Origin of the sequence: Haladaptatus pallidirubidus (assembly GCF_020700235.1) — an archaeon.
GTDB lineage: Archaea > Halobacteriota > Halobacteria > Halobacteriales > Haladaptataceae > Haladaptatus > Haladaptatus pallidirubidus.
The window spans coordinates 1,730,982-1,748,797 of sequence record NZ_CP085301.1; the positions used below are offsets into that span (position 1 = coordinate 1,730,982).

A 17,816-nucleotide genomic window follows, 5' to 3' on the forward strand; every position below is an offset into this window, starting at 1 on the left:
CGAAAGTTGAATCTACACCTTCGAAATCTCGCCCGCCTCCTCCGCCGATTCCAGCACGGAATCGAGGGTTGCCTTCGGACTGGTCGCGGAAACGGCTGCGTTGACCGCCCCTTCCAGAACTGGCGCGTCCGCGATTTTCGCGTCGGTATCCGACATCTCGATGGCGAGTTCGGCGTTCATCACCGCACTTCCGAGGTCGACCAACACGACCGCCTCCCCGTCCGAAATCGAGTCGAGCGCGTCCTGAATATCCGTCGCGCTGGTTCCGATTCCGCCGTCTCCGTCGCCACCGACCGCCTCGATTTGCGTGTCGCCCGCCATTTCGGCGGCAACTTCTTCGATGCCCTCCGCGGCCCTCAGGCTGTGTGAGACGACGACGAGTCCGACCATCTACGGTTCCTCCTGTTCGGTTTCCTGTTCTTCCTCATCGCCCTCCGCCTCTGCGGGGTCTTCGTCCGGCACCGTCGGCGAGGTGGCATCCGGTTCGAGGTCGCCGTCTCCCAGATACTCGACCGCGGTTTCCCGAATCGACTTCACGATGAACAGGGTGCTGGTCGCACCGGGGTCTTGGTGGCCGACCGACCGCCAGCCGAGGTACGATGCTCGCCCTTTCGTGGCCCGAATCGGCGTCGTGAAGTTCACGCCGCGCTCGCAGGCGTCAACCGCTTTCGTCAGTGCTTCTACTGGTTTGAGGTCGTCCTCCTCGATGGATTTCTTGTAGGTGTGAACCGCAGGCGTGATGGCATCGACCATCGTCTTTGCACCGACCGGTGCGTCGCCGCGGTCTTTTACTTTCTCCAAAAACACCTCGGCGAACGCCACGCTCGATTCCGCCGTGATTCCGTCGCCGAGTTCCGCGCTGGCGGTCATGAACGATCCGCCGTACAGCGGCCCGGCGGCCCCTCCGACTTCGGAGACGAGGGTTATCCCGACCGTTTTGACGAGTTCGTCGGGCGGCGCGTCGTCCATCTCGCTCACTTTTTCGTGAACCGCCCGAAAGCCACGGTTCATGTTCGCCCCGTGGTCGGCGTCGCCGATGGCGGAATCGAGGTCGGTCAGGTATTCCTTTTCGTCGGCCATCCGATCCGCGACGCGTTCGACCGCCGCGCGGACTGCCTCTTGTTCGGTAGTTCCCATCTATGTTGAGATAGCACGCGGCGGGAGGGGTAAAGATTTCTCCCGAGTGCAGGAGAAGTTTTGGTGGTTGCTATCCAGATTTAGAAATGGCGAACACAGCCGTGAGAGATAGGTCAGTATTTTCAGAAAGCATACACCCCTCACTGTATCATCGCAATCACGGAACTCACTCGTCGCCACGTGCTCGCTACCGCCACAACGATAGGAATCGGAGGAGTTACGTTGACGACTAATTCGAATGGCTGTGGACAGAATGTTCCGTTTCTCGAACCAAGTATGCCCCACGATGGGGAGGTTGGTGTCTCCCTCACGGAGTCAGTTCCTGGGCGCAATACAAACGAAGAAGAATCATACGAACCGGCACGTAGAAGACCAACGCCGATCGGAGATTAGTACTCCAGTTCAAACAAAAAATCCGGCACTGAACACCTATTGAACCGTCAATGCAGGCGTTGCCGCCGGGTGCGCTAACAGCTCCTTCAGTTCGTCGTCAAGCACCAGCACCGTCACGGAACAGCCCTGCATGTCGAGCGAGGTCATGTAGTCGCCTACCCACGCGTCCCAGGTCATGAAATCGCGCTCCTCCATCATCGACTGGAGTTTCCGGTTCACAACGTACAGTTCCGAAAGCGGGGTGCCGCCCATTCCGTTGACGATGGTGAGGACTTCCGCCCCGGAACTGGGGGATAAATCGTCAAAGACTTTCTCGGTCAGGCGTTCGGTAATCTCGTCCGCCGACATCATCTCCACGCGCTCGACGCCGGGTTCGCCGTGAATCCCGATGCCGAGTTCGATTTCGTCCTCGGCGAGGTCGAAGGTGGGTTCGCCCTTCTCGGGCGTGACGCAGGAAGTCAGGGCGGTTCCCATCGTCGCCACGTTGTCGATTACCTTCTCCGCGACGCGTTTTACTTCGTCTAACTCTTCGCCCCTGTCCGCCATCGCGCCGGCGACCTTGTGAACCAGGATCGTGCCACAGACGCCGCGCCGGCCGGAGGTGTACAGCGAATCTTCGACCGCCACGTCGTCGTTGACGACGACCTCCGCGACTTCTACGTCGGATTCCATCTCGGCCAACTCGCCCGCGGTTTCGAAGTTCATCACGTCGCCCTCGTAGTTTTTGACGACGTTCAAGACCCCTTTACCGGAATCGCAGGCCTGAATCATCTCGCTGATTTCGTCGGCGGTCGGCGAGGTAAACACTTCGCCCGCCGCCGCTCCGTCCAACATTCCCGGCCCGAGGTATCCGGCGTGCGTCGGTTCGTGGCCGCTTCCGCCACCGCTGACGACCGCGACCTTGTCCGAAACGGGGGCGTCATTTCGGACGAGGACGTTCGTGTCTGCCAGTCGCCGGAGTTCGTCCGGGTGAGCCGAAACCATTCCGTCCAACATCTCGTCGACTACGGCCGACGGTTCGTTGATGAGCTTTTTCATGTTCCATGCTAGCAACGACCCGGTAGCGCATAACGATTTCTTCGGATTCGATGAGAAGTTCGACATTCAACCCTGCGGTTCGAAAACTCCCGGTCGATTCCGGACTGGCCGGACAAACCGAACACCCGACAGGTGAACTACTCCGGCGAAAACAGGTCTTCGATGCGGCAGTCGAAGTAGTCAGCGAGCTCGAACGCGAGTTCCAGCGACGGGTTGTAACGTTTGCGTTCGATGGCGTTGATGGTCTGTCGGGTGACGCCGACCGTTTCGGCAAGTTCGCCCTGGCTCAATTCGCATCGGTCGCGGTATTTGGACAGATCGTTGTTCATCGCTGATGGCGCGCGAACAGTATCATTCCCACGACCACATTCTAGCCGTCCAGGCGCACGGGGAGTCACCGAAACCGTGGGCCGCGACGGAGTTCACCGACGGCGGAACGCTCGCGGACTACTTCGACGCCGACCTCGACGCATCGCAGTGGTTCGCCCACGGCCTCGTTCGGGCCGTTTCGCACGCACACGCACTCGGCGTCGTTCACGGCGGACTGTGCCCGCCAGCGGTCAGGTTTTCGACCTCTCTCGGTTCGACGTGGCCAGCGCCGAAAATTGGCGATTGGGGACTCGCGGTCGTTGTGATGGACGAACGTGAACTGCCTGGAAGTCACTCAATGGGACGACAACCGCCGATTTCGCCCGCCTACGCCGCGCCTGAGCATCTCGACCCGGGAGCGTTTGGCACCATCGACCACTCGACCGACGTGTACGGACTCAGAACGCTCCTGTACGGGTTGTTCACCGGGCAACCGCCGTTTTCGGGCGAATCCCACGTCGTCGCTGGGCAGGTCACGACAGACGACCCGCCGACCCCGACGGAGCGAAATCCGAATCTCCCCGAAGAAGTCGATACCGTGCTCTCCCGCTCGCTGGCGAAGCGAAAGCAGGCGCGATACGAAACCGTGGACGACCTGCTAGTCGCGCTCGAACGGTGCACGGGTGTGGTTTCTGTCTGACTGGTCGAGAGAATCAGGTAAACAGACGTTTAGTTCACGATAGACAGATGGCCATCCCACTCGCACAGGTCGGCACCGACGTCGGAGCGGGCATCGTCCGGTTCGTCGGTTCCAGACTGTTCGCGGTCTCCGCCGGTATTTTCGGGCTGTACGCCTTTCGAAACCTCCAGCTGAACGATTGGAGTCTCAGCGACCGTTCTGGTGCTATCTCGTTTTTATCGGGATCGCCGGTCTCGTGTACGGAATGTTGGGGATAGCCGGACGATATCCGACGGCCGGTGGGTAATCGCACTCGGTCACACGGCGCTGCTTTTCAGCACGGTATTTCTCGCATTCGCCATGCGCGAGCTGTATTACAATAGCGCGCTCGCGCCTTTGGAGAGCGAGCAACGGATTCGGCTGTCTCGTCTCCGGCGAATCGAGTTGGCCTTCGTCGTAGAATTGCTCATCGTCCTCTTCATCGGCCGTGGCTCCGTGGTTGCGCTCATCAAAGGCGGCGGAAGCCTTGCGTTTGCCACCTACGGCGTCGTCTTCTGTGAACGACTCGAATCGCTCACGCAGGGAACGTCGGTTGATACGCTCCGCCGACACCTGCTTCCGGTGCTCGTCTGCTCCGGTCTGCTCGGTCTTGCGGATTTGGGCATCCTTTTGGGAGTGGAGTCGCTCGTGATCCGGAGCGTCGAAAGCGTCTTCGTCGTGACGATCGGCGCGTTTTTGCTGACGGCGACGATTCGACTCCAGCAGAACGTCAGCGGACTCTCCGGGGCACGGTAGAGAGACCGTTTTTCGCTCTGTGAACACCCACTGGCATCGGGAATTCACCCTCACACACGGTGAAGCGTACCGTGGTCGCAGTACGGACAGAGTGCTCCCGGCCCCCGGTGGGTGCTAACGCGTCCGCATATCGAGCACGACCTGACGAGTCGTTCCCGGCGTTCGCACTCCATTTCGAGCGATTTCAATCTGGCCTCCGTCTCAGCGAGGCGCTGTCGAAGCGTTTCCAATTCAGCCTGCAGTTGAGCGTACTGCTTCGACCGTTCGTGTTCGGTTCGGTGGGACGGTGGGTCGATGCGAGGTCGTCGCTTCTGCAACCACGGTTGTTCGTCCGACGGCATTGTTCTATTCGAAACAAATGACACGACCGGTTATGAAGCGGTCGGCGAAATAGTCGCACCCCGTACATAACGTGCTTGCATGATAATGCCGAATTTCGAATAGTGCCAGTTGTGTACGGTTTTCAATGGGTGGCGGTTGGCGCGAGTCACCGAGGCCCAGTCAGGTTGCGCACCGACACGGTGCGCTTTCGTGTTCCGTCGAGCGAATTCGGCGTCGGATGTCAATTATCGCCGTATTAGATGCAGTCACCGTTTTGCGCGATTACAGTATGAAAATGAACGGTCAATTTTCGAGTAGACCGAACCGCACGTCACGCGTCGTCCGGTCGAGTCGTCGGAAGGGGTGCGTAGAGGCGCTTTCGCGCGTCGGGAACGTACAAACGTTCCTCTACAAGTTCCTGTTGTTTGAGTTTCGTCAGTCAGCGCGCGTCGTTCGGGCGGGCAGTAGCGCCTCTTTGCGCACCTGTCGCTGGGTTTGGGGCGCATTCTCCTGTAGAACCCGATAAACGAGTTTCGCACTCGGTGGCAGTTCGAGAAGACGTTCGAATCGTTCCTGAGGGGTTGTGTTATTGCCGGAGCGTCCGGCAAAAGCGACTACTGGTTTTCGACATTCCATTTCCCGCTTCGAACCCGAATCAGTTATTTATTCCGGTGAATAGTATTCGCATAGAATATGCACAGAGTACAAAATATATTTAGCTATTCTCGGATTCCGCAACCACAAGATATAAAGATACTATGACGAACGTTCATTAATAAACTACCCTCGTTGGAAAAGCTTGGACACGAAAGACATGACGGACCTCTATGCGGCGTGGTTAGAGGATTCTTTCGATGTTCGGCGGGCCCACGAAGGCCACGAAGCGCTAGATCTGCTCGACAACGAGGTGAGCGTCGTTCCCTTCGATCGTCGACCGGCCTTTCCGGCGACGAAGTACTCGCGGAGCTCCGCAACCGCGAGCTGCGCTCCCGTGTTGTGATGGTCACCGCGGTCAAACCAGCGGTCGCTGGCCGTGTAGTCCGAAAGAAAGCCTCGTGTACCCGAGGTATCAGCGATTTGTCGGTCATGGTGTATATGCTTTGTGTTCTCGATTCACCGTGTTTCACTCAGAATGCGTACGTGTAGACGTTCTCTGCGTACTCTTCGTCGCCCAGTTCGACCGATGCCTCGTCGGTTTTCTCGAAACCCAACCGTTTGTAAAACTCGTTGCCGATGTCGTTGTCCGCGAGCACCATCGCCTTCATCCGTTTCGTGTTGAAGTCGTGGAAATCCTCGCGGAGACGCTCGTGTAGTGCGGTTCCCACGCCGTTTCCCCAGTCGTCCGGGTCTACGTAGAGTCGGAGCACGTCGCCTTCGTCTTCGTAGAACACGGCGTGACAGAATCCGATGAGTTCGTCGTCCGTGACTGCAACGAGAAACGCCGTTCCGGGCTTGTCGAGCGCATCAGAAAGCGATTCGTTCGAGTACCACGACGACACCGTTTCCGTGATGGTGTCCTCGTCCAGAATGTCGTCGTAGGCTTCGTCCCATGCACGGTGTGCGATTCGCCGAATCGCGCCGAAATCCCCCTCGTTCGCGGGTCGAATCTCCATTCCGTTCATCTCCACAATGGATACGCCATGCGCCGGGGTAACAGTTCTGAATCACCAACAGAGTTGGGGAAAGTAAACTCGGCTTTCAATCGGTCGCTCAGTTTTCGGTCGTTGGACGTTCTCCCTCGAAGACGAACTCGGTTCCCGATTCGATACCCTCTCGGTTTGCGAAGCCTTGCCGCATCTCGACCACGTATTTTGCGGGCGAATCGCTCGAATAGCGTTCGAGTTCCAAATCGCTCGCATTCGGTTGCGGGTCGGCCTGTTCGACGTTGATGACGGTTCCGTCCGCCGCGATAAAGATAATGTCGAGCGGAAGAACCGTGTTTTTCATCCAAAACGTCTGTGGCTGGGCTTTATCGAAGACGAACACCATGCCGTGATTTTCCGGCAGCGACTCCCGGTGCATCAATCCCTGTGAGCGTTCGTCCGGCGAATTTGCCACTTCTAGCGTCACGTTCGTTCGCTCGCCGTCCGCGACGAACGCGGCGGAGACGTTCTCTTTCGCGTCGGTCATCGCTGTTGTCGATGTCCCGGCTGTCACCGACCTGTCGCCGGATTGGTTGCCAGACCGATCGTTCGACTGCATCGTCCCCTCCGAGTCGATTCCGAGGCCCATACAGCCGGAGCAGACGACGAGACAAGCGACCAGCAGGGCGGGGGTCACGCGCATATCCGCAAGAACGCGACCAATCGACAAAAATCCGCGGTGTAGAGCGGTTCCATTCCGACGTTCGACGTTCAAGAATTACCGACCGACACGTCCCCGCGCATCCGCTGTGGGTGGTATTCGCAGTAGTACTGGCTCATTCGCTCGGCGGCGGTGAACGTTGCCTGGCGCGTCGCTCCCGGCGTCGACGTCGATTCCGTCGCGGTAATCTCGTTTCCGTCCGGATCCTCGATGATGAGTTCGTGTTCTTTTCCATCGACGTTCATCCAGACGAGGGTGTACTGCTGTCCGGGTCGAAGCGAAAGCGTCGGATTTTCTTCCCCGTGTATTTGCGACGGAGCGAGTCCGTACCAATGTTCGATTTCGCCGACGAGAAGAATCGGCGTTCCTCGAACGGACTGCCCGCCGTCCGATTGTCCTCCGTCGGACGGCTCCCCACCGGTTTCCTGTCCGGTCGCAGTTCCACCGACACCGGCCAGAACACCAACGCCGCCGAGCGTTTTGAGGGCTGTTCTCCTGTCGAATGTCGTTTCGCGCTTCTCGGTCATGGAATCCCCCGGCCGTCAAACGACGAAGTGAGCAAAGAAACCTTGTGTCGCTTGGAGTCGTGTTTCGCCTGCATCAAACCGACACTGCGACGACGAAACCAACGAGGAGCGACCCCGTGACGAGCAGTTGAAACACCGCCGACGCGAGCAGGCCAACGACTGCGTATGTTGCGGTTTTCGCGCCCTTTTTCGCATCTTGTGTCCGATAAAACTCGACGGTGAAGGTAGCGAGCGCGACGCCGATTACCATTCCGACCGGCCCGGTGGCCACCAGCGCGACCACGCCGACGACACCTGCGGCGACCGCACTCCAGAGCGACCCGCCGCTCGCTTTGGCCGAAACGGCACTCGCGGTATGCTCCCCGACGAAGGCGATGGCACCCACAATCGTCGCGCCAGCGACGAACAGGAGTCCCGGTTCGGAAAACCCCGTCCCCCACCAGTAAACGTAGATTCCGCCGAGGGACAGCGGAACCGCCGGAAGAAGCGGCAGGACGCTTCCGAGGACGCCAGCGAACAGCAGAGCGACGGCAACGAGGAAGAGCCAATCCATACGAAAATATCACACTCGCAAGCCATAACCTCACGGGTTGCCCGATAGCTTTTGAACGATAGCGTGCCGACTATCGACAATGACGGTACTCGTCGCCGGTGCGACTGGATTCGTCGGACGCCATCTCGTGCCCGAACTCGTCGCGGAAGGCAACGCCGTGACTGCACTGGTTCGCGAACCCTCGTCCTACGACCCGCCGATGGGCGTCTCGGTGGTGAAAGGCGATTTGAACGACCGTGACAGTCTTGACGGAATTTTCGAGGGAATCGACGCCGCCTACTACCTCGTTCATTCCATGGGCGAGGACGGCGATTTCATGCAACGAGATCGCGGCGCGGCGAGAAATTTCGTGGATGCGGCGCGCGGAACCGGTGTTTCGCGCGTTGTCTACCTCAGCGGACTCGGCGGCGAGCGAACGACGCTTTCCGACCACCTCACATCCCGGCGAGAGGTGGAACACATCCTCGCAAACGGCGACTACGACATCACCGTTCTTCGGGCGGCCATTGTCATCGGCGAGGACAGCGTGAGCTTTCGAATCGTGCGGCAGTTGGCGGAGCGTCTACCCCTAATGATTACGCCGCAGTGGGTCAGAACGGAGTGTCAACCCATCGCCATCGACGACGTCGTCGCGTACCTCCTCGGCGTTCTCGACACGCCGGAAACGGCTGGCGAAACGTTCGAAATCGGCGGTCCGGACGTGCTGACTTACGGTGAGATGGTGCTTATGACGGGTGAAATCCTCGACAGGAAAGCGACGATGGTTCCGGTTCCCGTCCTGACGCCGAAGCTGTCGGCGTACTGGGTTGACCTCGTGACCGACGTGCCGAAGGATGTCGCCCATCCGCTCATCCTCGGCCTGAAAACGCGCACGGTGGTCGAAGACGACCGGATTCGTTCCCTCATCCCGGTCGAACTGACGCCGGTCGAGAAAGCAGTCCGACAGGCAGTCGCATGAGTCGGGCGAATCCGACGAATCGGACGAGCCAAGACGAGCAGGGGCCGTACCAGTGGACGTACGAGAGCATCGTGGACGCGGTTCCGGGCGTCACGCTTCCCGACTGGCTCGCGCTGACGATTCAGTTCGTCCTCTTCGAGGGGCTACTCTTGGCCATCGCGTTGCGCTACGACCTCTGGGACGGCGTCCCCGCAGGAACCGCGGCGGTCGTCGTGGCCACTACCGGAAGCGCGCTGATGCTCGCGATCGCGCGGCGGATTCGAACGTTGTCGACGCCAGCCACGTACCGGAAACTGCTTTTCGGGTCGAGCATCGAGATCGTTCTCGGCCTGCTGTCCTACGTCGGACTGGTTACCTACCTGTTCGTCTACAATCCTCGGCAATCAGGTACGCCGCTGCTCGAATCGATTCTCGGAACCGAGCCACCGATTCCAGCGGTGTTTCTCACCCTGCTCATCCTTTGGGACGTCTGCTACCGAATCGGAACCGCGTGGTGGGCCAGCGTCACCGGATTCTGGGTCGCTGTTCGTCGTCCGACCGACCGCGAAACTCGGAGTCAACTTCGGAAGGTCGATGCGTTGATTATCGGATTTTCACTGCTTCAACTCGTCCTCGTCCCGTTCGTCCGGGACCACGGTTTGCTCGTCTTCGCCCTCGTCGGCCACGTCATCGCCGTCACATGCGTCTCCGGAAGCGCGATTTTCGTTCGCTCCCGTGGCTGAACTATTTAACCAATGACGGCATATTTCGTGAAGATGGTAGACGATAGCGACCCGTCGTTTTCGATTCCGCACCGCCCGCGACGGACGTATCCGCGCGGCGGTGGCGTCCGTTACGAGGGGGAAACTATCTTTCGCCTGTCGCCCGGTTCGGACTGCTCCGAGGAGCGCCTTACCGCCCTCGTACAGGAGACGCTGGAGTCCGACCCGTACACCTACGGCGACTGGTTCGACCTACCGGTACCGATGTATCTCGTCCGCGACCACGACCGAGATACGACGTTTCGTGTCGTCGTCAGGTACCAATCGGTTGAATTGCACGTGCTCCCGGATACGCGCTCAGCCGGTTTACTCGCCATGTATCGTCGGCTTACCGACTGCTCTGACCTGACGTGGACGGTTTCGTGCGAATCGACGCCGACCTGACGAGGAGAGTGCAAGATTAAATACCCTTACGCACAGATGAAAACCAATGGCGCTTCACGCAGATGCCCACGATTGGACTCTCCGCACCGCCCACAATCAAGACGAGATGTGGGAGCTCGCAGACGAAGATGGCGTTCGGGAGGCACGGCTTTCGTACCCCTCAGGATGGCTCTTTCTAACCCGAGACACCGCCACCCGAGGATTGGTTCGCCTCGCCGCCGCGACGGGCGGTGAGTGGGAGGCGGAAGAACTCGCGCACGAACTCGACCAGAGCGAGGAGACCGTCGAGCAACGTTTGGATGACCTCGTCCAACTCGGGGTATTTCGGGAAGAGAACAAGGCGTACCGTCCGAATTCGGAAAGCGTCGTCGCGCAGACCGCGGAGCGTCTGCGCGTCAGCGCCGACGAACACGGAGCGGAGGACGGGTTCCGCGACATCGCCAGTCCAGAGGCGGTTCGTTTGATGCTAGACGCGTTGCTCTCGATGGATGCAGACGAAGACATTACGCAGGATGACCTCCACGAACTCGTCGGCTTGTCCAAAAAATCGGTGTGGATGCACGTCGAACGACTCGCGAATCTCGGTATACTCGTAGAATCCGGCAATAGCTACGTTCTCGATGAGGCAAATCCGGTTTTCGGCAACGTTAAAGCGTTAAACGCGGCCGTTATCGGCACCGCGCTCTCTCCTTAAACGGTCTGGGTTTGAGAAACGTCTTCGCCGACGTACTGTTCTTCCCACTCCCGCCGCGCTTCGATTTCTCGCGCGCCGCGGCGAGTGAGCGTGTAATAGTTCGTTCGGCGGTCGCGCTGGCCCTTTTCCACCAGTCCTTTATCCACTAGCGAGTCGAGATTCGGGTATAGTCGCCCGTGGTGAATCTCCTTTTCGTAGTAGGCTTCGAGTTCTTCTTTGATGGCGAGTCCGTGAGGTTCGTCTAGTCCAGCGATGACGTACAGCAGGTCTCGCTGGAAACCAGTCAGGTCGTGCATGGTTCTCCCTAATACTACAGATTCATGCAATAGACAAAAGAGTGATGGCCAAATCGAGGGTAACCGACCGCTTGCTTGCGGTTTGTACTCTCCCTCATCCTGTCTTCCACGTCGGTAAGAATTGTTGTATAAACGACTGTTTGCTGCTCTATCCAAACTGCGAAGATAGTTTCCCGGCCGTCACATCTCGCGAGTGAACCTCGCGAAATTTGAATTGCGTCGCCCGGTGACACCACGACTACGGCCGTCTGACGCCGATCTACCGAACAAACCTACGAAAATTATCTGAGAAAATTCATGTTTAGTATTTTGGATATCGCGTCTCGGAATCTGCATCGGATTTATGTCGTTATGTATGTTTTTATCTAGCATGGCAACACGGGACGAGAATCCCGACTTCGAGACGTACCGAAAGTCGCTCAACCACGACCGCGCGGACGCCCACCCCGAACTCGCGTCCGACCTCCGCTCCGTCGTCGATGGCGACGTTCGCTTCGATGAGTATACGCAACTGCTGTACGCCACCGACGGGAGCATCTACCAAGCCCGACCTGTCGGCGTCGTCTTTCCGACGTGCGTCGAGGACGTGCAAGCGGCGGTTCGCATCGCCGCGGAGTTCGACACACCGATTCTCCCGCGGGGGGCCGGTTCGTCGCTCGCGGGACAGTCGGTCGGGCAGGGATGTATCGTGCTCGATTTTTCACGCAACATGGACGACATCGTGGACGTTGACCCGGAATCCCAGCAGGCAACCGTAGAACCCGGCGTCGTGCAGGACGATTTGGACGACCACCTCGCGCAGTGGGGATTGAAGTTCGCGCCCGACCCGGCGTCCTCGAATCGGGCGACCATCGGCGGCGGCATCGGCAACAACTCGACCGGCGCGCACTCGGTTCGATACGGCATCACCGACGCCTACACAGCAGAACTGGAGGTGGTACTGGCGGACGGGTCGCTCATCCACACCCGGGAAATCGAGGTCGATGGCGAGGAGTGGAACGAAATAATCCAAAGAGACGACAGGGAAGCCGAACTGTACCGAACCGTCAGGAGACTGGTCGAAGAAAACGAAGCGGAAATCGAATCGCGCTATCCGACGCTCAAACGCTCCGTCAGCGGCTACAATCTCCACAAAGTCGTATACGAACGCGACGGCGAGACGTATGTCAACCTCTCGAAACTGTTCGTCGGGTCGGAAGGCACGCTGGGCGTGGTCGTCCGAGCGACGCTCGATTTGGTGACTCGGCCCGAAGAAACCGCGCTCGCGCTCTACTGCTACGACGACCTCGTTTCGGCGCTGTCGGCAGTTCCCGACGCGCTCGATTTCGACGTGAGCGCAGTCGAGTTGATGGACGACGAGGTGTTTCGTCTGGCCCGCGAATCGACCGAATTCGCGGAGTACGCCGAACCGATTCCGGAGGAGGCGGAGGCCGGACTAATGTTAGAGTTCGATTCCGAACTCCACTCGGATTTCGAGTCGGCCGTCGCGGAGACGAACGCGCAGTTCGTCCACGCCGGAGACGCCTTCGACGTGCTGGAAGCCTACTCCGAGAACGACCAAGCGCGCCTCTGGAAGCTCCGCAAGGCCGCGATTCCGCTCCTGATGAGCATGGAAGGCGACCCGAAACCGTATCCCTTCATCGAGGATGCTTCGGTTCCGCCCGAAGAACTGGCCGAGTACGTCCGGGAGTTTATGGCGATTCTTGACGACCACGACACCACGGCGGCCTACTTCGCCCACGCCGGGAATGGAACCCTCCACATTCGACCGATTTTGAACCTGAAAGAGGGAGACGGTATCGAGACGATGCACGCAATCGCCGAGGACGTGACCTCGCTCGTTCTCTCCCACCACGGGTCGTTTTCGGGCGAACACGGAGACGGCCTCGCCCGAACCGAGTTCAACCCGAAACTGTACGGTTCGCAACTCTGGGAGGCGTTCACGGAGCTCAAAACCGCGTTCGACCCGGAGTGGCGGCTGAATCCGGGAAAAGTCGTCTTTCAGGACGATGAAGCGGATATGCGCGAACACCTCCGATACGGCCCCGAATACTCATCCATCGAACCGAGGACGGTGCAGGATTTCTCGGAAGAGGGCGGTTTCTCGCACCTCGTCGAACTTTGCAACGGCTGTGGCACCTGTCGACAGACCGAGAGCGAAACGATGTGTCCGTCCTACCGCGGAATGAAGGACGAGATGACGACCACGCGCGGGCGGGCGAACCTCCTCCGAGCCGCCATCAGCGGCGAAATCCCGACCGAAGAGCTGTATTCCGACAAATTTCAGGAGGAGGTGTTAGACCTCTGTCTGGGCTGTAAGGGCTGCGCCCGCGACTGTCCGACGGGCGTCGATCTCGCAAAGTTAAAAGCCGAAGTGAAACACGCCAGTCATCGGAAACGAGGTGCGAGCATACGCGACAGGTTTTTCGCCGAGGCGGAGCGCGCTTCCGCCCTCGGAAGCGCGCTCGCGCCGATTTCGAACTGGGCCACGAAACTTCCGGGTGCCGGATTGCTCGCCGAAAAGACGCTCGGAATCGCCGCAGAACGCGACCTACCGCGCTTCACCCGCGAAACGTTCACTGACTGGTTCGAATCGCGGGGGCCGCGAATTAGCTCCGAATTCGCCGTCGAACGGGTTTTACTCGTTCCCGACACGTTCACGAACTACAGTTATCCGGAGCCCGGAAAGGCGGCGGTTCGCGTTCTCGAAGCTGCGGGGGTTCACATCCAAATTCCAGATGATCTCGAACCGAGTGGAAGGGCCGCATACTCCGAGGGGTTCCTCGACAGCGCGCGCGAGCGGGCCGAAACGAACGTTTCGGATCTCGAAAATCGCGTCGAAGACGGCTGGTCGGTGGTGTTCGTGGAACCCTCCGACGCGGTGATGTTTCAGGATGAGTACCGCGATTTGCTTTCCGGTTCGGCGGTTGAAACGGTCGCGGAGAACACCTTCGGTGTCTGCGAGTTTATCGACATAAAGCGATTGGATGATGGAATTCGGTTTCGAAAAAGAGGCGAGTCGCTCGCCTACCACGGCCACTGCAACCAAAAAGCGATTCGCAAAGACCACCACGCGGTCGGCGTCCTCCGGCGTGCGGGTTACGAGGTTGACCCGCTTGATTCGGGATGCTGTGGTATGGCGGGAAGTTTCGGCTACCGGGCCGAACAGTACGACCTCTCGCAGGCAATCGGAAGAATCCTGTTCGAACAGGTGGACGAAAGCGACGCCGAAACCGTCGTCGCGCCCGGCGCATCCTGCCGAACCCAACTCGAAGGCCGCGGGACGCGTCCGCCGCACCCAATCGAGAAAGTCGCGGCGGCCCTACACCACTCGTAACTCGCTGACGTCCAGCACCACTGCCCACAATCGTCCGTAACTATTTATTCGAGAACGCGCCACGTTGTGACATGTCTGCCGACACTGCCTCGGTTTCCGGGACTCCTTGCGGGAACTCGATGTCGGATTCACCCGGACGACGATGGCTGAGTTCGAGCAGGTGCCCTTAAACCATCACGAACCCGCATTGGGAATGAAACGGTCTCGGAGTTAGGTTCCGAATCTGAACGGGGAGTCACCTCCCACGACCACTGTTAAGCGCGAACACTCGGCTTCGAACCGTACATCGCCGTCGTCATCGAACAGCTGGGTTACGGAGTCGAAACGACCGACGTGGAGTGCTGTGGCATGGCCGGAAGTTTCGGCTACAAATCCAACAATTACGACCGCAGTGTTTCCGTTGACGAATCTGCTGTCGAAAAAGTGTCACGCGGACTCGTCGTCGCGAGTGGTGCATCGTGTGTCGAACAGCTCGATTCACTGGCGAAATTATCAATTACACATCCAGTCCAACTACTGACCTGCAGTATTGAATAATTTTAAATTTATTGCCTGAATTGTAGGTGACGTACACCGAGGGACAACTCCCAGATGCAAGTTATCGAAATCACCTATATCGTACTCAGTGTCGTTCTCGCGGCAACCGGTCTTACTATGGTGGGACTGTCGATGCGGCGTATTTGCAGACTAACCGCCAGTCGATGCTCGTCCTCTCAATTGGCTTTTCGATTCTCGTGGCGGCGACAATCGCGACCACCTTCAGCGCGTTTCTGTACGATTTCGAGAACAGTCGTATGCTGTTGACGGTGAACTACGGCGTTTCGACGATTGGCTATCTGTTCGTCATTTACAGCGTGACAGGAGGAGACTGAGCGAAACACCGACGAAACCCACACCACTAACCGAATAGCTATTTTTGTCTCCCGAGCATTCGATGAAGCATGAGTGAACTCAGGCAGGCAGTGCGGGCGGGCGACTCCGTTGTTGGGACGTGGGTAACAATCGGCCATCCGGCCGTCGCGGAGATGAGTGCCGAACTCGGATTTGACTTCGTCGTCCTCGACGCCGAACACTCCTCCATGTCGCTCGAAACCGTCGAAAACCTGGCGCGGGCGGTGGATGCGGCAAGCGGCGAAACGAAACCAGTCGTCCGCCTGCCCGATGACGATCCGACTCGAATCAAACGCGTTCTCGACACCGGTGTTTCCGGTGTTATCGTTCCGATGATCGAAACGGCGGAACAGGCCCGTGCAGTGGTCAGAGCGACACGCTACCCGCCGGAAGGGGAGCGAGGCGTCGCCGGGTCGCGGGCCGCGAAGTACGGACTCGAACTGGAGGAGTATTTCGAACGCGCGAACGACGAACTACTCGTGATGGTGCAGATAGAATCCGCAAAAGGCGTCGGACACGCCGGTTCGATTGCGGCGGTGGATGGCGTCGATGCCTTGTTCGTCGGCCCGGCAGACCTCTCCGCATCCATAGGACGGTTCGGTGAAACCGACTCCCTCGACACCGAGATTTCCGCTGTTTTGGACGCCGTCGGAGAATCCGACACCTCGGTCGGAACCATCGCACTCGACCCGACAGACGTGGAGAAATGGGCTGAAATCGGCTTCGACTTTCAGGTCGTCGGCATCGACGCTGACTATCTAATGGACGGCGCAAAACGCGCAAAGCAAGGGTACGAGGAACTGCCTCGATGACCCTCGTCTGCTATCGGTGCGGCAACGAGACGGAAAACGGCGCGCGCTGCGCATGTGGCGAACCGCTGTGGCTGAAAACCGACGCGACCGGCTTTTCGTGGCCAGCATTCGTACGGACGAGATCGGAGTCGGAATTGGAACCGAAACAGGAACCAACATCCGGACTCTGGCGCTACGCCGATTTGCTTCCGACGGAACCGCTACCAGGCGTCGGGGCGGCGGTGGGCGGAACACCTCTCGCTCGAACCGAGCGATTGGACGAGTACGCCGGATGCAGGTTGTGGGTCAAAGACGAGAGCGCCAATCCGACGGGGACGTTCAAAGACCGCGGCAGTGCGGTGGGCGTCGCCCACACCCTCGAATCGAGCGTAGGTGCAGATGCGAATGGCAGTTGGGTCGGCACCGTCTCGCACGGAAATATGGCGATGAGCATGGCCGCGATGTCGGCCAGCGCTGGTGTGAGCTGCCTCGTGCTCGTGCCCGACGACATTCCGACGGAGCGCCTCGGACACATCGACCAGTACGACCCGGAACTCGTGCAGGTCGAGGGAGCGTACGGGAAACTTTACTACGACAGTTTGGAACTGCCAGGCGTTCGGTTCGTCAACTCCGATACGCCGTATCGCGTGGCGGGCCAGAAAACCACGGCGTACGAAATCTGCGAGGCGTTTGCGACCGCTCACGGAGACCCCGCGGGGTCTCCGTTCGACGGCTCCGGCCCCGGAATTCAGGTTTCGGAATCGGGCGAATCGGCGGATTCGTCCGATTCTCCCGACGCAATCGTCGCGCCGGTCAGCAGCGGCGGTCACGCCAGCGCCATCTGGAAGGCGCTCCGAGAACTCCGCGAGGCGAACCTACTCGACTCGGCTCCGCGACTGTACTTCGTGCAGGCCGCCGCCTGCGACCCGATTGCGCGGGCGTTTCGTGCCGATGCCGACGAAGTTCGCTCCGTCGAGGGCGGGGACACTATCGCGTACTCCATCGCCAACTCCGACCCTCCCAGCGGCAACCGCGTCCTCGCCGCGGTTCGTGAAATCGGCGGTGCGGTGCTGTCAGTGTCCGACGGTGCGATTCTCGACGCGAAACGGCAGTTCGCTCGCCGTGCGGGTCTCTGCGTCGAACCCGCCGCCGCGACCACACTGGCGGGGATTCGTCACCTTTCGAAGTCCGGAGAGATTTCGCAGGACGAGCGCGTCGTCGCAGTTGCAACCGGGACGGGGTTCCGGGAGCAGTCGGCATCGCCGACTGCTCCGCGGTCGGTTCCGCTTTCCGAACTCGCAGGACGCGTTCGGTCGCTCGTTTCGGACGCGTAGCTGGCTCGGGTGCGGCCGGTCGCAAGGCGTCGTTATTCGTCGGCGAAAACCAGTTCCTCGATTTCGCGGCGTTCACCGTCTTCGTAGCGGTACACTCTGCCGGACTCCTCGTCGTGGGTCGCTTGGTGCGACCCGTCGCAGAACGGATACGCCGCCGACAGTCCGCAGAGACAAATTGCGATGTCACCCTTCTCGGCGTCGATATCGTCCTCATCGATTATCCGCGGACTGGTCGCGGTGTGTCTGACTTCGCGGGCCATGGACGGGATTGTCGCCCTCGACACTTCAACTTCGGCGTGGATCAGGTTCCGAGA

Annotated in this window: 23 protein-coding genes; 12 read left to right on the plus strand and 11 right to left on the minus strand. The window is 59.4% G+C overall.

Features of this window, described 5'->3' with window-relative positions; translation table 11 throughout:
- Positions 1–12 precede the first annotated feature (12 nt).
- From dhaM to LIX15_RS09520, 4 genes are all read right to left on the minus strand, one after another.
- Positions 13–390: a dihydroxyacetone kinase phosphoryl donor subunit DhaM gene (gene dhaM / locus LIX15_RS09505; RefSeq protein ID WP_227773498.1), complete on the minus strand. Its 378-nt coding sequence runs from the start codon at positions 388–390 to the stop codon at positions 13–15.
- Entirely contained in the window at positions 391–1,137 is a 747-nt protein-coding gene (dhaL, locus tag LIX15_RS09510) for a dihydroxyacetone kinase subunit DhaL (RefSeq protein ID WP_227773499.1), read from the minus strand. It lies immediately after the preceding gene.
- 429 nt (positions 1,138–1,566) lie between these two features.
- Positions 1,567–2,568, minus strand: coding sequence for a dihydroxyacetone kinase subunit DhaK (gene dhaK, locus LIX15_RS09515; protein ID WP_227773500.1), 1,002 nt, complete (start codon positions 2,566–2,568; stop codon positions 1,567–1,569).
- A 137-nt stretch (positions 2,569–2,705) separates the two neighbouring features.
- Positions 2,706–2,897: a helix-turn-helix transcriptional regulator gene (locus LIX15_RS09520; protein WP_227773501.1), complete on the minus strand. Its 192-nt coding sequence runs from the start codon at positions 2,895–2,897 to the stop codon at positions 2,706–2,708.
- A gap of 5 nt (positions 2,898–2,902) precedes the next feature.
- Here LIX15_RS09520 and LIX15_RS09525 point away from each other — a divergent pair, with 5 nt between their 5' ends.
- The 3 genes from LIX15_RS09525 to LIX15_RS09535 all read left to right on the plus strand — a co-directional run bounded on the left by LIX15_RS09525 (position 2,903) and on the right by LIX15_RS09535 (position 4,351).
- Positions 2,903–3,577: a protein kinase domain-containing protein gene (locus LIX15_RS09525; RefSeq protein ID WP_227773502.1), complete on the plus strand. Its 675-nt coding sequence runs from the start codon at positions 2,903–2,905 to the stop codon at positions 3,575–3,577.
- A 47-nt stretch (positions 3,578–3,624) separates the two neighbouring features.
- Complete coding sequence (locus tag LIX15_RS09530; RefSeq protein ID WP_227773503.1) at positions 3,625–3,834, plus strand: hypothetical protein; 210 nt, start codon at positions 3,625–3,627, stop codon at positions 3,832–3,834.
- Positions 3,835–3,916: 82 nt separating this feature from the next.
- The gene (locus LIX15_RS09535; protein ID WP_227773504.1) at positions 3,917–4,351 is read left to right on the plus strand and encodes a hypothetical protein; all 435 of its coding nucleotides are present in this window, start codon (positions 3,917–3,919) and stop codon (positions 4,349–4,351) included.
- A gap of 50 nt (positions 4,352–4,401) precedes the next feature.
- Here LIX15_RS09535 and LIX15_RS09540 read toward each other — a convergent pair whose 3' ends face one another.
- Complete coding sequence (locus tag LIX15_RS09540) at positions 4,402–4,692, minus strand: hypothetical protein (protein WP_227773505.1); 291 nt, start codon at positions 4,690–4,692, stop codon at positions 4,402–4,404.
- Positions 4,693–5,486: 794 nt separating this feature from the next.
- Between LIX15_RS09540 and LIX15_RS09545 the strand changes: the two genes are divergently transcribed.
- Positions 5,487–5,672 carry a hypothetical protein gene (locus LIX15_RS09545; RefSeq protein WP_227773506.1) on the plus strand — a complete coding sequence of 62 codons (186 nt, stop codon included), beginning with the start codon at positions 5,487–5,489 and terminating at the stop codon, positions 5,670–5,672.
- 127 nt (positions 5,673–5,799) lie between these two features.
- Here the strand turns inward: LIX15_RS09545 and LIX15_RS09550 are convergent, their stop codons facing one another.
- The 4 genes from LIX15_RS09550 to LIX15_RS09565 form a co-directional block, all read right to left on the minus strand.
- Entirely contained in the window at positions 5,800–6,285 is a 486-nt protein-coding gene (locus LIX15_RS09550; protein ID WP_345412644.1) for a GNAT family N-acetyltransferase, read from the minus strand.
- Between the two features lie 97 nt (positions 6,286–6,382).
- Entirely contained in the window at positions 6,383–7,030 is a 648-nt protein-coding gene (locus LIX15_RS09555) for a DUF192 domain-containing protein (RefSeq protein WP_227773508.1), read from the minus strand.
- Positions 7,027–7,503 carry a cupredoxin domain-containing protein gene (locus LIX15_RS09560; RefSeq protein ID WP_227773509.1) on the minus strand — a complete coding sequence of 159 codons (477 nt, stop codon included), beginning with the start codon at positions 7,501–7,503 and terminating at the stop codon, positions 7,027–7,029. Before LIX15_RS09560 ends, LIX15_RS09555 begins: the two co-directional genes overlap by 4 nt.
- Positions 7,504–7,576: 73 nt before the next feature.
- On the minus strand, positions 7,577–8,056 hold the full coding sequence (locus tag LIX15_RS09565) for a DUF456 domain-containing protein (RefSeq protein WP_227773510.1): 480 nt from the start codon (positions 8,054–8,056) through the stop codon (positions 7,577–7,579).
- Between the two features lie 79 nt (positions 8,057–8,135).
- Between LIX15_RS09565 and LIX15_RS09570 the strand changes: the two genes are divergently transcribed.
- The 4 genes from LIX15_RS09570 to LIX15_RS09585 are packed head-to-tail and all read left to right on the plus strand — an operon-like array spanning position 8,136 to position 10,853.
- Positions 8,136–9,014 (plus strand): NAD(P)H-binding protein, encoded by an 879-nt coding sequence (locus LIX15_RS09570; RefSeq protein ID WP_227773511.1) that lies wholly within the window; start codon positions 8,136–8,138, stop codon positions 9,012–9,014.
- The gene (locus tag LIX15_RS09575) at positions 9,011–9,736 is read left to right on the plus strand and encodes a DUF7530 family protein (protein WP_227773512.1); all 726 of its coding nucleotides are present in this window, start codon (positions 9,011–9,013) and stop codon (positions 9,734–9,736) included. The genes LIX15_RS09570 and LIX15_RS09575 overlap by 4 nt, the downstream gene beginning before the upstream one ends.
- Positions 9,737–9,769: 33 nt before the next feature.
- Positions 9,770–10,159: a hypothetical protein gene (locus LIX15_RS09580; RefSeq protein ID WP_227773513.1), complete on the plus strand. Its 390-nt coding sequence runs from the start codon at positions 9,770–9,772 to the stop codon at positions 10,157–10,159.
- A 46-nt stretch (positions 10,160–10,205) separates the two neighbouring features.
- A complete protein-coding gene (locus LIX15_RS09585) occupies positions 10,206–10,853 on the plus strand; it encodes a winged helix-turn-helix domain-containing protein (protein WP_227773514.1) in 648 nt (215 codons plus the stop codon).
- On the opposite strand, the gene LIX15_RS09590 is transcribed toward LIX15_RS09585, so the two are convergent.
- Positions 10,850–11,149 (minus strand): PadR family transcriptional regulator, encoded by a 300-nt coding sequence (locus tag LIX15_RS09590; RefSeq protein ID WP_049972199.1) that lies wholly within the window; start codon positions 11,147–11,149, stop codon positions 10,850–10,852. The genes LIX15_RS09585 and LIX15_RS09590 overlap by 4 nt on opposite strands.
- Positions 11,150–11,519: 370 nt before the next feature.
- Here LIX15_RS09590 and LIX15_RS09595 point away from each other — a divergent pair, with 370 nt between their 5' ends.
- The 4 genes from LIX15_RS09595 to LIX15_RS09610 all read left to right on the plus strand — a co-directional run bounded on the left by LIX15_RS09595 (position 11,520) and on the right by LIX15_RS09610 (position 17,502).
- Positions 11,520–14,486: an FAD-binding and (Fe-S)-binding domain-containing protein gene (locus LIX15_RS09595; protein ID WP_227773515.1), complete on the plus strand. Its 2,967-nt coding sequence runs from the start codon at positions 11,520–11,522 to the stop codon at positions 14,484–14,486.
- Between the two features lie 680 nt (positions 14,487–15,166).
- A complete protein-coding gene (locus LIX15_RS09600) occupies positions 15,167–15,358 on the plus strand; it encodes a hypothetical protein (RefSeq protein WP_227773516.1) in 192 nt (63 codons plus the stop codon).
- Between the two features lie 69 nt (positions 15,359–15,427).
- On the plus strand, positions 15,428–16,189 hold the full coding sequence (locus LIX15_RS09605) for an HpcH/HpaI aldolase family protein (RefSeq protein ID WP_227773517.1): 762 nt from the start codon (positions 15,428–15,430) through the stop codon (positions 16,187–16,189).
- Entirely contained in the window at positions 16,186–17,502 is a 1,317-nt protein-coding gene (locus LIX15_RS09610) for a threonine synthase (protein ID WP_227773518.1), read from the plus strand. Before LIX15_RS09605 ends, LIX15_RS09610 begins: the two co-directional genes overlap by 4 nt.
- Positions 17,503–17,534: 32 nt before the next feature.
- Here the strand turns inward: LIX15_RS09610 and LIX15_RS09615 are convergent, their stop codons facing one another.
- On the minus strand, positions 17,535–17,762 hold the full coding sequence (locus LIX15_RS09615; RefSeq protein WP_227773519.1) for a CDGSH iron-sulfur domain-containing protein: 228 nt from the start codon (positions 17,760–17,762) through the stop codon (positions 17,535–17,537).
- Positions 17,763–17,816: the final 54 nt, after the last annotated feature.

What these genes read in the sequence shown, in the direction of transcription:
- LIX15_RS09605 (WP_227773517.1), top strand. Translation starts at nt 15,428, where the DNA reads ATGAGTGAACTCAGGCAGGCAGTGCGGGCGGGCGACTCCGTTGTTGGG.
- LIX15_RS09585 (WP_227773514.1), top strand. Translation starts at nt 10,206, where the DNA reads ATGGCGCTTCACGCAGATGCCCACGATTGGACTCTCCGCACCGCCCAC.
- LIX15_RS09575 (WP_227773512.1), top strand. Translation starts at nt 9,011, where the DNA reads ATGAGTCGGGCGAATCCGACGAATCGGACGAGCCAAGACGAGCAGGGG.
- LIX15_RS09595 (WP_227773515.1), top strand. Translation starts at nt 11,520, where the DNA reads ATGGCAACACGGGACGAGAATCCCGACTTCGAGACGTACCGAAAGTCG.
- dhaK (WP_227773500.1), bottom strand. Translation starts at nt 2,568, where the DNA reads ATGAAAAAGCTCATCAACGAACCGTCGGCCGTAGTCGACGAGATGTTG.
- LIX15_RS09560 (WP_227773509.1), bottom strand. Translation starts at nt 7,503, where the DNA reads ATGACCGAGAAGCGCGAAACGACATTCGACAGGAGAACAGCCCTCAAA.
- LIX15_RS09565 (WP_227773510.1), bottom strand. Translation starts at nt 8,056, where the DNA reads ATGGATTGGCTCTTCCTCGTTGCCGTCGCTCTGCTGTTCGCTGGCGTC.
- LIX15_RS09540 (WP_227773505.1), bottom strand. Translation starts at nt 4,692, where the DNA reads ATGCCGTCGGACGAACAACCGTGGTTGCAGAAGCGACGACCTCGCATC.
- LIX15_RS09580 (WP_227773513.1), top strand. Translation starts at nt 9,770, where the DNA reads ATGGTAGACGATAGCGACCCGTCGTTTTCGATTCCGCACCGCCCGCGA.
- LIX15_RS09545 (WP_227773506.1), top strand. Translation starts at nt 5,487, where the DNA reads ATGACGGACCTCTATGCGGCGTGGTTAGAGGATTCTTTCGATGTTCGG.
- LIX15_RS09590 (WP_049972199.1), bottom strand. Translation starts at nt 11,149, where the DNA reads ATGCACGACCTGACTGGTTTCCAGCGAGACCTGCTGTACGTCATCGCT.
- LIX15_RS09550 (WP_345412644.1), bottom strand. Translation starts at nt 6,285, where the DNA reads ATGGAGATTCGACCCGCGAACGAGGGGGATTTCGGCGCGATTCGGCGA.
- dhaL (WP_227773499.1), bottom strand. Translation starts at nt 1,137, where the DNA reads ATGGGAACTACCGAACAAGAGGCAGTCCGCGCGGCGGTCGAACGCGTC.
- LIX15_RS09615 (WP_227773519.1), bottom strand. Translation starts at nt 17,762, where the DNA reads ATGGCCCGCGAAGTCAGACACACCGCGACCAGTCCGCGGATAATCGAT.
- LIX15_RS09520 (WP_227773501.1), bottom strand. Translation starts at nt 2,897, where the DNA reads ATGAACAACGATCTGTCCAAATACCGCGACCGATGCGAATTGAGCCAG.
- LIX15_RS09610 (WP_227773518.1), top strand. Translation starts at nt 16,186, where the DNA reads ATGACCCTCGTCTGCTATCGGTGCGGCAACGAGACGGAAAACGGCGCG.
- LIX15_RS09570 (WP_227773511.1), top strand. Translation starts at nt 8,136, where the DNA reads ATGACGGTACTCGTCGCCGGTGCGACTGGATTCGTCGGACGCCATCTC.
- LIX15_RS09525 (WP_227773502.1), top strand. Translation starts at nt 2,903, where the DNA reads ATGGCGCGCGAACAGTATCATTCCCACGACCACATTCTAGCCGTCCAG.
- dhaM (WP_227773498.1), bottom strand. Translation starts at nt 390, where the DNA reads ATGGTCGGACTCGTCGTCGTCTCACACAGCCTGAGGGCCGCGGAGGGC.
- LIX15_RS09530 (WP_227773503.1), top strand. Translation starts at nt 3,625, where the DNA reads ATGGCCATCCCACTCGCACAGGTCGGCACCGACGTCGGAGCGGGCATC.
- LIX15_RS09535 (WP_227773504.1), top strand. Translation starts at nt 3,917, where the DNA reads ATGCGCGAGCTGTATTACAATAGCGCGCTCGCGCCTTTGGAGAGCGAG.